Source organism: Nitrincola salilacus (assembly GCF_046271865.1).
Lineage (GTDB): Bacteria > Pseudomonadota > Gammaproteobacteria > Pseudomonadales > Balneatricaceae > Nitrincola > Nitrincola salilacus.
The window spans coordinates 3,845,684-3,859,265 of sequence record NZ_CP176580.1; the positions used below are offsets into that span (position 1 = coordinate 3,845,684).

Here is a 13,582-nt window from a genome sequence, read left to right on the forward strand (position 1 = left end):
CATCATCTTCGCTCAGGCTCAGCTTCTGTCACGGATTCCTCTTCAAGATCCGTCATGACCGGCAGCTGATCCATCTGCTTCATGGTGCGTTGCTCCCGATAATAGTGCAAAGCGCCCCAGGCGATCAGGATATAACCCAGCAGTTCGGTTCCTTCCTGAACCGTATTTTTGATCAGTGCCGTGTAGCTGAGATCATCCAGCACCATTTCCCAGAGTGTACCGGTACCAAAGACTCGGCTGAAGAACAGCACGATCACCAGCCCTGTCAGAATATAGTGAAAAGCAACGGATGTTGTGGCTCTAGCCATCGGCGACACAACACTGTGTCTGAAGATCGCCGCGAGCAGCAGACTCAACAGTACAATAACTGACACTATGTACTTCCAGAATCCGTGCTGAATGGAGTCAAACATGAAATCCAGTTCCCGGATCAGCATGCAGAGAAAAAACCCCGCCACCAGGATGGAAAACCCCCGACTCTGCGACCGCTTGAATACCAGCAGTGCAAAGAAACCGAAGCTCAGTAGTAAAAGAACTTCTTGTGATATCTCGGTGACACCATCCTCTGGCATGCCATGCCCTATTACAACGACATCGAGTATCACCGCCAGAGGTACCCACAACATTGCGGCCACAAGCAGAAAAAATCGAATAAAAGCACGGTATATCAAACGGGCATCTGATTTTTGCATGATCCTGAATCTCAAGCTGTAACTAAAAAATACCTTCCCTGGGGTCGATCAAATCAGAGAAAACTGAGGGGGAGATGATTAGGTGGATTGTAACAGAACAGACCGGTTCTGAGCAGCCACCTGGCAGCTCAGAACCGGTCCGAGTCATGAAAGGCGAAGCAGTCAGCTCTGCTCCTGACGCATCACCGGCTGTGCCTGGGGGTCTTCACGGAAGGCAAACCAGCTCTGTCGGATCGCATCATGTATATTGATGATATCCAGCTGTATCTCATCCACAAAGTGGTGCAGAAGATCCGGTTCGGCCGCCAGTTTGAACACCTGGGCCTGAGCGATCCGTTCACGGCAGCGCTCCAGTTCAACTATCGCCTGGTCATGCCGAGGCAAGGTATCCAGCTCTTTTGCCAGACGATCCAGAGTGCAGGCTATCGCGCGAGGAAAGCGTCTGTCCTGCAACAGAAAGCGCAGTACATCCGGTCCACGCACACGCAGCCGCACATGCTGACGATACATCTGGAACCCGGTCAGGGATTTCAGCACACTCATCCATTGCAGGTTTTCGAAAGGCGTCAGCTCTTCCGGTGAGCGCGGCAGCAGGTTAGCCGAGCGCACATCAATGATACGGGTCGTCATGTCGACCCGTTCAAGCAAACGCCCCATCATCAGGAAAGTTCTCACCTGAGTGTAGCTGAGCGTTCCTTCAATCAAGCCTGTGACCGTTTCACAGCTGCGAATCACCCGCTTCAGCAACAGATCTATGTTGCGTGGAGTGACGCCCGCCTCGACCATGACATTGATATTCAGATAAAGCTGGTTCACTTCCTCCCAGATCTCGCGCGGCATCACATCCCGAGTGGTACGCAAATTCTCTCTGGCAGCCGCCAGCGATGAGATGATGGAGCCATGATAACGACGATCAGCACAGAGAAAGTTCAACACGCTCGCCTCATCACTGCGCGGATAGTGTTCATTGAACAGTTCACCACTACCGGTAATGTCCACCAGTGAAGACCAACCCAATGTCGTGCTTCGTGGCAGATCCAGCAGCAAGTGAGTATTCACACTGATCAGTCGCGCCGTGTCTTCAGCTCTTTCGAGGGAGCGGGCCATCCAGTAAATATTTTCTGCAACACGTGACAACATCGCTTATTCCCCTTTCATATCGACTATCCAGGTATCCTTGCTGCCGCCACCCTGCGAAGAGTTAACCACCAGCGATCCCTTGTTCATCGCCACACGCGTCATACCGCCGGTCGTGACATAAACGTCTTCTCCCGACAGAATAAAGGGCCGTAGATCAATGTGGCGTGGCTCCATCTCCCGATCACAAAGCGTCGGTGATGTGGATAGATTCAGCGTCGGCTGTGCCATGTAGTTGCGCGGATCGGCCTTGATCAGTTCGGCAAAAGCCTTGCGCTCTTTTTTACTGGCGTGAGGCCCGATCAGCATGCCGTAGCCACCGGACTCGTTGGCCGGTTTAACCACCAGCTCGTGCAGGTGATCCAGCACATATTCACGATCCTTGTCATACATGCACAGATAGCTCGGCACATTGGCCAGCAACGGCTCCTGATCCAGATAGTAGCGGATAATGGCTGGCACAAAGGCATATATCACCTTATCATCTGCCACACCGGCACCTGGTGCATTGACCAGTGCCACATTGCCCTTACGCCAGGCCCGCATCAGACCAGACACCCCGAGCATGGACTCCTTGTTGAACACTTCAGGGTCCAGGAACATATCATCCACACGGCGGTAGATGACATCCACACGTTGCAGACCATCCACCGTGCGCATATAGACACACTCATCATCCGCCACCAGCAGATCACTGCCCTCGACCAGTTGAACACCCATCTGTTGTGCCAGATAAGCGTGCTCGAAATAAGCCGAGTTATAGATCCCGGGAGTCAATATCACGATCTGAGGGTCATCGCCCGGACGAGGTGACATGGAGGAGAGCATCTCATAGAGTTGCGAGGTGTAATCATCAACCGGTTGAATCCTGCCGGTGGCGAAGAAGTCTGGCAACACACGCTTGGTGACGTTGCGATTCTCCAGCATGTAAGACACCCCCGAGGGAACCCTGAGGTTATCTTCCAGGACGAAAAGCGTACCATCTACATCGCGAACGATATCGCTGCCACAGATATGTGCCCAGATATTGTGTTTCGGAGTTACACCGACACACTGCGGTCGGAAATTTGCTGACTGGGCCAGAACCTCAGCCGGGACGACACCATCGCGGATGATCCGCTGATCGTGGTAGAGGTCGTTGATGAACATGTTCAGGGCCTGAACACGCTGTTTCAGCCCCGCCTCCGTGCGTAGCCATTCATCCAGTGGAATGATGCGCGGCACGATATCGAAGGGAAGAGCACGATCAATCATCGTCCCTTCACTGTAGACGGTGAAGGTGATCCCCATCACCTGAATCGCTATCTCGGCCGCTGATTTATGCTCTGCCAATTCATGGGCATCCAGTTGGGCCAGATATTCACAAAGCATTTTGGCAGCAGGGCGTGGCTCTCCGGGTGCTGCCATCAACTCATCATATAAACCATTACATGCGTACTGCTTCCAATTTATTTTGCTCATAATTTGCTATCCCAAGCCAAAAACTGTATGGACCTGTGTTAGGGTACTGCAATTGCTATACCAAGGATACAAACAGCAGTGTTGCACTCTTTTTGCCACTCTGGCTCGGAAGATTTGCACCAAAACAAGCCAGGCATCGTTACCTGAACGCACCACAAAAGTGCAATGCAGTCAAGGGCGCGGTACACAACGTACCACCCATCGACAGAACATAGCTGATTGTGACACCTTCTGCACGATTTTTGTTGTACAGCCAACTGGCATATCAATTGCTGTACCTCTATAACTGAGTAACGGGTACGCCAACTCCCACAGGTGACAAGCATGACAATCCGCGTTGCATTGAAGCACTCCACACATTACGACTTTGATCGTCCGGTCAGTCTGTCGCCACATCTGGTCAGGCTCAAACCCGCGCCTCATTGCCGTACACATATCGAGGCCTACTCAATGAAGGTCTCGGGTGGAAAGTACTTCATCAACTGGCAGCAGGATCCTTTCGGCAACCATCTGGCGCGATTGGTATTTCCTGAAAAGATGCAGCACCTGCATATCGATGTCGAACTGATCGCGCCGGCAACTGTGATCAACCCCTTTGATTTTTTTCTGGAGGATTACGCCCAGCACTTCCCTTTCAGCTATCCCGAATCCCTGAAAAAAGAGCTTGCTCCCTATCTGGAAATCACCGAAAAGGGTCCACGACTGCAGACCTGGGTGGATAGTGTCAGTCTTCAGGAGATGGCAACTGTGGACTTCCTGGTCGGCGTGAACCAACGCCTGGAACAAGATGTGAATTATCTGCTGCGGATGGAACCGGGTGTACAGAGCGCCGAGGAAACACTGGAACTGCAGCAGGGCTCCTGTCGTGACTCCGCCTGGCTGCTGGTGCAGATCCTCCGGCATCTAGGCCTCGCCGCCCGTTTTGTTTCAGGCTACATGGTGCAACTCACCCCGGATACCAAAGCGCTGGATGGAGCGCCAGGACCTGAGAAAGACTTTACCGACCTGCACGCCTGGACTGAAGTGTTCATTCCCGGCGCTGGCTGGATCGGGCTGGACCCGACTTCCGGACTGATGGCAGGTGAAGGGCACATCCCGCTGGCTGCCACACCTTCGCCGACAAGTGCAGCGCCGATCAGTGGTACAACCGAACTCTGCGAAGTCACGTTCGACGTCAGCATGACCCTGACCCGCTTTCAGGAAACACCAAGGGTCACAAAACCCTATACCGACCACCAATGGCAGGCAATCGATGCCCTCGGTGAACAGGTCGAAGTGGCACTGACAAAGCAGGATCTTCGTCTGACGATGGGAGGCGAACCCACGTTTGTCGCCATCGATGATATGGATGCACCTGAATGGACTACAGCAGCCTTCGGGCCGACCAAACTCCAGCGCGCTGAAACACTGCTCAAGCGCATGCGCCAGCGCTTTGCCAGCCACAGTCTGCTGCATTTCCAGCAGGGAAAATGGTACCCCGGCGAACCCCTGCCGCGCTGGGCTCTGGCCTGCTACTGGCGCAAGGATAAGGCTCCTCTCTGGCACGATGATCGCTGGCTGGCCGATATTGAACAGAACTACAACCTGGGTATCGCCGAGGCTGAGCAGTTTGCCCGCGCACTGACTCAGCGTTTGGGTATTGCCGACAAACGCTTGCTGCCCTGCTATGAGGACGCCTACTACTATCTGTGGCTGGAGCGGACGCAGTCTATCGATCTGGACATCCGCCAGAGCGATCTGAAAGCGGATGAGGAGCGCGCACGTCTGGCAAAATTGCTGGAACGTGGACTGGATGAGGTCGCCGGCTACACCCTGCCTCTGGCTCGCCATATCAGGAACAAACGCTGGCAGTCCTGTGCCTGGCCGGTACGCCGCGACTATCTTTTCCTGGTGCCGGGTGACTCACCACTGGGCCTGCGCCTGCCACTGACCTCTTTGCCGACTCAGACAGCCGACACTTCACATCCGCGTTCACTGTTCGAAACACCCTCTGAACTGAGCGATATCTATGGTGAAGTTGCCAATCGATTCAGCCACTGGCAGACACTGGACAGTCAAAGTGGCTTCCATCATGAGCAACCGGGACAGTGCTGGCAGGAACAATCACTGGATAGTGAGGACGAAGCCGTTTTCCATACTGCCCTGTGTGTTGAGCCGCGTGACGGCAAGCTGTTTATCTTTCTGCCTCCGGTGGTTGAACTGGAGGATTATATTGATCTCGTGGCTTCCATCGAGCACACCGCTGCCGCACTGCAGATGCCGGTATGCATTGAGGGCTATGCTCCCCCAGCAGATTCACGTCTGGAGAAATTCCTGATCACACCCGACCCGGGCGTGATCGAAGTGAACATCATGCCCGGCAAAAACTGGCGAGAACTGGTGTCGCAAACCGAAGGTGTGTACGAAGATGCCCACCTGTCGCGTCTGGGCACAGAGAAGTTCATGCTCGACGGTCGTCACACCGGTACCGGTGGTGGCAACCACATTACATTAGGAGGCGCCACTCCGGCGGATTCACCTTTTCTGAGACGCCCTGACCTGCTGGCCAGCATGATCACCTACTGGCAGCATCACCCCAGCCTGTCCTATCTTTTTTCCGGACTGTTTGTCGGGCCGACCAGTCAGGCACCACGCATTGATGAAGCGCGTCACGAGGCGATCTATGAACTGGAGATCGCCCTGCAACAGATGCCTGCCGGCGAGGTGACTGAGCCCTGGCTGGTTGATCGACTGCTGCGCCACCTACTGACCGATATCACCGGCAATACGCATCGTGCCGAATTCTGTATCGACAAGCTCTATTCACCAGACTCACCGACCGGGCGCCTGGGGTTGCTTGAACTCAGAGGCTTCGAGATGCCGCCTCACCCACGCATGAGCCTGATGCAACAACTGCTGATCAGAGCACTGGTGGCCCGCTTTGCCGCCGCCCCCTACAACAAGCCACTGGTGCGTTGGGGAACCGCCCTGCATGACCGATGGGTGCTGCCGCATTTTATCTGGGAAGATCTGATCGATATCCTGATGGATTTAAGGGCTCACGGCTTTGACTTTGATCCTCAGTGGTTTACTCCTTTCTTTGAGTTCAGATTCCCTTCCTATGGCGAGGTCAGTTATCAGCAGACCCGACTGGAATTGCGCCAGGCAATAGAGCCCTGGAATGTACTCGGTGAAGAGGTCAGCGGAAGCGGCACTGCCCGTTATGTCGACTCCTCAGTGGAGCGGCTGCAGGTACATGTCAGTGGATTTAATCCGGCCCGCCACGTGGTCACCTGCAATGGACGTAAAGTACCCCTGACAGGAACCGGCCGCAGTAACGAGGCGGTGGCGGGGGTGCGCTATCGAGCCTGGCAACCCTCCTCTGCCCTGCACCCCCTGATCCCGGTTCATGCACCACTGGCATTTGACCTGATCGATACCTGGAATAACCGCTCACTCGGTGGCTGTACCTACCATGTAGTGCATCCGGCAGGTCGCAACTACGACACCTTCCCGGTGAACTCCAATGAAGCGGAAGCACGACGCTTAACGCGCTTCTGGACCGAAGGCCACAGTCATGACACTATCCACGTTGCACATGAAGAGGTGAGCTACGAATATCCGCACACACTGGATCTTCGCCGTCCACCCGGCATGAGATAAACGCTGGTACAGGTTTATAATCAACACTTTGTCACGTTCTAAAAACAGCCGGAGGCCCCGGCTGAATTGACTTTGGTATCTGATCATGTTCAATCCGGCCCTTCTGCCACCTGAGCTGCGCCCCCTGCTGGAGAGTTATCCCCAACACGATGCTCATGATGAGCTTTTTTCGCCGGAGCAACTGGTACGCTCGCCCTGGAAAGCGGTGCTGAGCGAGCTAGGAGCATTGGGGCCGGAGGTATTGAGTCAGCGCTCCGAAGAGGTCCAGAACCTGTTGCATGAGAACGGTGTGACTTTCAACACCTACGAAGATGATCCAGGCAAGCTTCGCTCATGGCAGCTTGATTGTTTGCCTTTTGTCATCGGCACAGAGGAGTGGGAGAGCCTGGAGAAAGGCCTGAAGCAACGCAGCCGTCTGTTGGAGCTGCTGGTGGAGGATCTCTATGGTGAACGTCGCGTCGTGGATGAGGGACTTCTCCCCGCCGAACTGATCTATGGGCACCCCAACTTTCTGTTTGGTGCAGCAGACAGCTATGGTGACAGACCACTGCTGATTTTGCATGGCACGGATCTGATTCGCGATCATCAGGGGCAATGGCAAGTGCTCGGCGACTGGACTCAGTCGCCTGCCGGTGCCGGCTATGCCCTTGAAAATCGCATCACCCTTGCCCGTGCCCTGCCTAGTCTGTATCGCGATGCCCCCCTGAAACGCCTCGCCGGTTTTCTGCAGGCACAGCACCGTTGTCTTGCCGGCATGGCTCGCTCGCAGCGGGATGAGCCCAATATCGTGCTGCTCTCGCCCGGCCCTGCCAGCCCCGGTTATTTTGAACACGCCTGGCTCGCCAACTACATGAACTTCTCACTGGTTGAAGGGGACGACCTGGTCGTGCGCGACGGTCAGGTATCGATGCGCACGCTGGGTGGACTGACCCAGGTGGATGTAATCGTACGTCAGATCACCGATCCCTGGTGTGATCCACTGGAGTTGCGTGGTGATTCCCTGATCGGCGTACCGGGCTTACTGCAGGCAGCACGCAATGGTGAAGTAGAGATTGCCAATGCGATCGGCACAGGCATACTGGAACATCCTGCACTGGCGGCCTTCCTGCCACGTCTGTGTGAGCGTCTGCTCGGCGAGCAACTGTTGTTGCCCTGTCGAGAAACTCTCTGGTGCGGCAGTGCGGATGCGATCAAAACGGTACTGTCGCAACCGGATGAGTGGCAAGTGCGCGACATCCGCGATGTCACCCGAGTGATCTACCCGGATATGCTATCGCTGCAGGAGCTACGTCAGTTACGGCAATCAATGTTCAAATCGCCACACCTGTATATGGGCCAGCGTGCCCTTCGCGCGGCCATGACACCTGTATTCAACCCAAAGACCCAACAGTTTGAAGCTCAGGCGGTAAACCTGCGCTTCTTCAGTCTGCTGGAACCCGATGACCTGATGAAGCCGGCCAGCGAGCGACAGTATCGCGTGATGCCCGGTGGTCTGGCCTGGGTCGGTGAGCCCGGTACGCCATTGCTGGATAGCCATATCGTCAAGGACATCTGGGTCATTGCTCCGGTACCTCAACCGCATATCAGCCTGTTGCGCCATGCCATCGGACCTATCGTGATGACCCGTGACGGCAAGGACATGCCCTGCCGTGTTGCCGATAGCCTGTTCTGGATGGGCCGCTATGGCGAGCGTATCGATAACCGCTCGCGCCTGCTTCGTGAAGCTCTTGCCAGACTCCTGCAGGAGGATCAGAACGAGGTCGACAGCAGCCTGCTGCCCGATCTGCTGACCGCACTGGAGCTGGAACAACCTCCTGCCGATTCTGAATCTGGAGCAGTGGCGGGCGATACCACCAACCGCTACACCCGAGACTTTCTGTTCATGCGCGATCAGTTGCTGAGCCAGTTCTCGGAACAGCATCCCAGCTCACTGCCGCAGCTGTTCAGTCTGTTTCTGCGCAACTCCCGCGCAGTCAGGGATCATCTGGGGGATGACGCCTGGCGTACCATCAATGCGATGCGGCAGAAGTTCAATGACTTGCCCAGAGTTCAGGGCGCTGTGAGTGGCCAACGCAGCCTGGAAGGCGTTGTCACGGATCTGGCAGCTTTTTATGGCCTGTGTAACGAGACCATGCCACACCACTACGGCTGGCGGTTTCTGGATATCGGGCGTTTTATCGAGCGCTTGCAGTTCAGCCTTGCCTTATTGAAACTGGCCCTGTTGACTGCTGACAAGCCGGGTATTCCGCTATGGGAAGTAGTGCTGGCAACGACTGATAACTTCACGGTTTATCGCCGCCGCTATCGTTCACAACTCCACCCCTCTGCCATTCTGGATCTACTGCTGTTCGATGAGGCCAACCCGCGTTCAGTCGGCTACATGCTGCGACGGCTGGGCCGCCAGATAGAACGACTGCCCCAACCTGAAAGCACACCTTATCGTAATCGCGAAACACGTCTGGTGATCCAGGCCACCAGCGTGCTGCATCTGGTGGATATTGACACGCTTGCGGATCTGGACAAATCAGCCAGCGCGAGGGCGGCGCTTTCGGAGCTGCTGGATCAGATTATCCAACCCATGTCAGAGCTGTCGGATGCCATCTCGCATACCCACTTCAGCCATGTCGAAGCCTTACGCCAGTTGGTCACCATGCAGACCTCGGCCTGAGCAGCGGCTTCCTGCACTTGAGATGCGGAGTTCACAGATGAGATACCAGTTACGCCATACCACCCATTACGATTACTCTGGATCTGTCACACTGAGTCATAATGAAGCGCGGCTTCTGCCTCGTGAGTTGCCCTGGCAGCGCTGCAGTAACAGCGAACTGACAATCACTCCAGTGGCGGTTCGCCAGCGTGAACGTGTCGACTTTTTCGGTAATCGTGTCGTTTACTTCTCAATTCAGGAGCTGCATGACAGCCTGGATGTCACCGTCAGAAGCAACCTGACCACGCTGCCACGCCCTCTGCCGGATCAGCGCGTCAGCCTCTCCTGGGAGCAGGCGCTGCGTGAACTGGCCATCGGTGCACACAGAGTCAGTTCGACACAATCACTGGAAAACATGCGCGCACGCCTGTTTGCTCTGGACTCGCCTTTTGTGCAGCAAAGTCTTGATCTGGTGGACTACTCGCGACGCTTTTTCACCCGTGACCGCCCCCTTGTGGAGGCCGTCCTTGAGCTGAACCAGGCGATCTTCAATGAATTCACCTACGACCCTGAGTTCACAACTCTGGCAACACCACTGCAGATGGTGCTGGAAAGTCGGCGCGGCGTATGCCAGGACTTTGCTCACCTGGCAATCGGTTGCCTGAGATCATTGGGCCTGGCAGCACGTTATATCAGTGGCTATATGGAAACCCTGCCACCTCCCGGTCAGGAAAAACTGCTCGGGGCTGATGCATCACACGCATGGTTGTCGGCCTATATACCCGGATGGGGCTGGCTGGATATCGACCCCACTAACGGCAGTGTACCCGACGAGCGCTATATCACCCTCGGCTGGGGACGGGATTTTGCCGATGTCACCCCACTCAAGGGCGTGATGAACGGTGGTGGAGAGCATCAGTTGCAGGTGGCGGTGGATGTGATTCCCGTACCGCCTGAACGCAAGAACCCGCCAGAGTAATCAGATGACCTGAAGCTGAGGGCCTGCCTGCTACTATGATCCCCGATGGTCAGTCTGCCACTGTTGAATTTGTTGGTAGCTGGCTGTTACCCCGCCACAAACAATCAACAGCAGATTACGATAACCGGCCAGTACGTCTTGCTGCTCGTAGGCCAGCGCCAGTGTTGCTCCGCAAGCAGGCTCCACCAGCATACGGTGGTCATCCAGAAAGCGCTCACAAGCCTGCAGTGCCTGGTGATCAGATACCACCAGACTCTGCAGGGGATGGCGCTCCGACAAGATGAGTGATTGCTCGCAAACCTGACGCGCCCCCAGTGAGGTCGCAATACTGCTAATGCCGGGTAGCTGAATACGCGCGTTTTGCTGCAGAGATTGATGCAGTGAATCAGCACCCAGAGTTTCCACAGCCACGACAGGCACACCGCCCCAGCCATTACGTTGCAACCCCTCGACCACGCCACAAAGCAAACCACCACCGCCAACCGAAAGCACCACAGCATCCGGTTGCAGGCCACTGGCAGCCACCTCATCGATCATGCTGGCATGCCCCTGCCAGAGCAAAGGGTCATCGAAAGGATGCAGAAATGCATCTCCCTCACTCTGCATTGACTGCGCCAGCTCATTCGCTTCCTGCCAGGAGCTGCCATACACTACCAGCTCAGCGTTCTCCTGCCGAATCAATTGCCTGGCTCTTTCTGAAGTCGTTTCCGGCACCACCACAACGACAGGCACATCCAGATGACGTCCCGCATAGGCAACTGCTATTCCGGCATTACCACCTGAGGACGAAATAAAGCGACGTGCACCGCGCTGCTGATACAGCTGGCAGGCATAACCTATACCACGAATCTTGAACGAACCTGGCGGCTGCAGGGCCTCCATTTTCATCCAGATACGCTGACCATCACGACGCGGTATGGCGCGTGACTCAAGCAATGGGGTCTGTATGTGTAACGGCATGATCAGTCCCCCATCACCACACCTTCTCGACGCGGATCAGCGCCGCTGAAAAAGCCATCGGCCGTTTTCTGAATCGCCTGTAAACCACTGGTCAGGTCTCTCTCAGTCACTTCATGCTCTCTGGCACGCAGTGCTTCAATGGTCGATTCGGGAAAGCGATCGGCTTCCAGGAAGGTCGGGCCATTAAAGCTGAGCGCATGAGGCAAGCTGATCGCCTCCTGCGCATTTAATCCCCAATCCAGCATCGCTATCAGCGTTCTGGCTGTGTAGTGAATGATCGCCGCACCTCCGGGTGATCCCAGACTTGCCACCAGCTCACCGCCTTCACGCTCAAACACCAGTGTCGGACTCATGCTGGAGCGTGGGCGCTTACCCGGCTCAACACGGTTGGCTATCGGCACACCATCAGCATCAGCTGGTTGGAAAGAAAAATCAGTCAACTCATTGTTCAGCAGATAGCCACCGGGCAGATCCGTACCTCCATTGGCCAATATCCGGGCACCGAATGCAGATTCAATGGTTGTGGTCATGGCCAGTGCGTTACCCTCAGCATCCACAATGCTGATATGACTGGTACCATACTCCTCCTGCTCCGGCATACTGGCGTAGCTTACCTGCCAGGGACCGGGGACACCGGCTGTCGCACGCCCCATGCTGGTAGCACTGATCAGGCCAGCTCGCTCACGCAGGTAATCCGGCGCCAGCATACTGGCCCAGTTCCCTCCTGGAGGGCTGACAAAATCCGGGTCGGCAATATAGAGAGCACGATCCGCAAAACTCAGACGCGCGGCCTCGGTAAACTGATGCAACCAGGCTTCACTCGGCAAACCATCTTGCAAGGGAGCTTCTACGGCAGGGGTATGCTCCAGCACGCCCAACATCTGCATAATGGTCAGATGACCGGACGAGGGTGGAGGGAAACCACAGACACGATAGGCTTTCCAGTCAGTACACAATGGCTCACGTACGACAGGCTCATAGGCGGCCATGTCCTGCTCTGTCATGCTGCCGGGGTAGACAGGATGCTGCTGCACCTGCTGCACCAGATCCAACGCTACACCTCCAGTATAGAAGGCCTTACTACCCTTCTCTGCAATCTGTTTTAACACGGCGGCCAGCGCCGGATTTTTCAGTTGATGACCGACCGGCAAAGGCTCACCATCGGTATCGTAGTAAAAATCAGCTGCCGCGGCATTCGCTTTCAATGCTGTTTCGCCCGCCAGCAGGGTATGCAGGCGCGGGCTGACGGCAAATCCCTCTTCAGCCAGAATGATGGCTGGTGCGAACAGCACCTCCCATGGCAGTTGACCATGTGCACTATGAGCCTCCTCCAGCATACGAAGCACACCCGGCACCCCAACCGACAGACCACTGGCCGCAGCGTCCATAAAGCTCAGAGGTGCTCCGTCCTGATCCAGAAACAGCGACTCGGTCACCCCGGCAGGTGCTGTTTCTCTGCCATCATAGGCCAGCACTTTACTGCCATCAAAATGCATCAGAAAAGCACCGCCGCCTATTCCGCTGGATTGGGGTTCAACCAGCGTCAGCACCATCTGCACGGCAATCGCCGCATCGATGGCAGACCCTCCTGCCTTGAGTATCTGATAACCGGCATCCGTTGCCAGAGGGTTGGCTGCCGCGACGGAAAAACTGCTGGTCGCCCAACCCGGTTTTTCCTGATAGCCGGAAGCAGCCTCCGGTTGTACAGGAATCTGATATCGAAACGCGGTATCTGCAAACAGCTGACCAGATGCGGTTATCAGTAGCAATGTCAGTACAGATGCGCCCAAGAGGCGACGGCTATGCATGGATGGGAAAACAGTCATGCTCTTCTCTCCTTGAAAAATAATCAGTGCGGGACTGATTCAGTGTGGGGCTGATTCAGTGTAGGGCTAATTCAGTATGAGGCTAAAGATCACATCATAGCTCAGATCATTCGATATGCCATGCCTGTTGATTTTTTCAATAGCCGTATTGTTATTTTATAACAGCACATCAGTGCAAAGTGTCGTGATTGACAACTCCGAAGACGTAGACAGGCAGGATCATAAGTCGGTGCAGGCT

General features: G+C 55.4%; 8 protein-coding genes. 3 read left to right on the forward strand and 5 right to left on the reverse strand.

Annotated elements, in window-relative coordinates; all coding sequences use genetic code 11:
* Nucleotides 1–2 precede the first annotated feature (2 nt).
* The 3 genes from ACK3CJ_RS17790 to ACK3CJ_RS17800 all read right to left on the reverse strand — a co-directional run bounded on the left by ACK3CJ_RS17790 (nucleotide 3) and on the right by ACK3CJ_RS17800 (nucleotide 3,290).
* Entirely contained in the window at nucleotides 3–692 is a 690-nt protein-coding gene (locus ACK3CJ_RS17790; protein ID WP_409523550.1) for a hypothetical protein, read from the reverse strand.
* A 162-nt stretch (nucleotides 693–854) separates the two neighbouring features.
* Complete coding sequence (locus ACK3CJ_RS17795) at nucleotides 855–1,832, reverse strand: alpha-E domain-containing protein (protein WP_409523551.1); 978 nt, start codon at nucleotides 1,830–1,832, stop codon at nucleotides 855–857.
* A gap of 3 nt (nucleotides 1,833–1,835) precedes the next feature.
* The gene (locus ACK3CJ_RS17800) at nucleotides 1,836–3,290 is read right to left on the reverse strand and encodes a circularly permuted type 2 ATP-grasp protein (protein ID WP_409523552.1); all 1,455 of its coding nucleotides are present in this window, start codon (nucleotides 3,288–3,290) and stop codon (nucleotides 1,836–1,838) included.
* 324 nt (nucleotides 3,291–3,614) lie between these two features.
* On the opposite strand from ACK3CJ_RS17800, the gene ACK3CJ_RS17805 reads away from it, so the two are divergent.
* The 3 genes from ACK3CJ_RS17805 to ACK3CJ_RS17815 all read left to right on the forward strand — a co-directional run bounded on the left by ACK3CJ_RS17805 (nucleotide 3,615) and on the right by ACK3CJ_RS17815 (nucleotide 10,558).
* Entirely contained in the window at nucleotides 3,615–6,932 is a 3,318-nt protein-coding gene (locus ACK3CJ_RS17805; RefSeq protein ID WP_409523553.1) for a DUF2126 domain-containing protein, read from the forward strand.
* A gap of 85 nt (nucleotides 6,933–7,017) precedes the next feature.
* Nucleotides 7,018–9,600 (forward strand): circularly permuted type 2 ATP-grasp protein, encoded by a 2,583-nt coding sequence (locus ACK3CJ_RS17810; RefSeq protein WP_409523554.1) that lies wholly within the window; start codon nucleotides 7,018–7,020, stop codon nucleotides 9,598–9,600.
* A gap of 37 nt (nucleotides 9,601–9,637) precedes the next feature.
* Nucleotides 9,638–10,558, forward strand: a complete 921-nt coding sequence (locus ACK3CJ_RS17815) for a transglutaminase family protein (protein ID WP_409523555.1) — start codon at nucleotides 9,638–9,640, stop codon at nucleotides 10,556–10,558.
* Between the two features lie 33 nt (nucleotides 10,559–10,591).
* On the opposite strand, the gene ACK3CJ_RS17820 is transcribed toward ACK3CJ_RS17815, so the two are convergent.
* Together ACK3CJ_RS17820 and ggt are read right to left on the reverse strand one after the other, a co-directional pair.
* Nucleotides 10,592–11,518 carry a pyridoxal-phosphate dependent enzyme gene (locus ACK3CJ_RS17820; RefSeq protein WP_409523556.1) on the reverse strand — a complete coding sequence of 309 codons (927 nt, stop codon included), beginning with the start codon at nucleotides 11,516–11,518 and terminating at the stop codon, nucleotides 10,592–10,594.
* A gap of 2 nt (nucleotides 11,519–11,520) precedes the next feature.
* Nucleotides 11,521–13,344: a gamma-glutamyltransferase gene (gene ggt / locus ACK3CJ_RS17825; protein ID WP_409523557.1), complete on the reverse strand. Its 1,824-nt coding sequence runs from the start codon at nucleotides 13,342–13,344 to the stop codon at nucleotides 11,521–11,523.
* Between the last annotated feature and the right edge of the window lie 238 nt (nucleotides 13,345–13,582).

Bases quoted from the DNA above. Each gene is read 5' to 3' on its own strand.
- ggt (WP_409523557.1), bottom strand. From the start codon at position 13,344: ATGACTGTTTTCCCATCCATGCATAGCCGTCGCCTCTTGGGCGCATCT.
- ACK3CJ_RS17820 (WP_409523556.1), bottom strand. From the start codon at position 11,518: ATGCCGTTACACATACAGACCCCATTGCTTGAGTCACGCGCCATACCG.
- ACK3CJ_RS17815 (WP_409523555.1), top strand. From the start codon at position 9,638: ATGAGATACCAGTTACGCCATACCACCCATTACGATTACTCTGGATCT.
- ACK3CJ_RS17795 (WP_409523551.1), bottom strand. From the start codon at position 1,832: ATGTTGTCACGTGTTGCAGAAAATATTTACTGGATGGCCCGCTCCCTC.
- ACK3CJ_RS17800 (WP_409523552.1), bottom strand. From the start codon at position 3,290: ATGAGCAAAATAAATTGGAAGCAGTACGCATGTAATGGTTTATATGAT.
- ACK3CJ_RS17810 (WP_409523554.1), top strand. From the start codon at position 7,018: ATGTTCAATCCGGCCCTTCTGCCACCTGAGCTGCGCCCCCTGCTGGAG.
- ACK3CJ_RS17805 (WP_409523553.1), top strand. From the start codon at position 3,615: ATGACAATCCGCGTTGCATTGAAGCACTCCACACATTACGACTTTGAT.
- ACK3CJ_RS17790 (WP_409523550.1), bottom strand. From the start codon at position 692: ATGCAAAAATCAGATGCCCGTTTGATATACCGTGCTTTTATTCGATTT.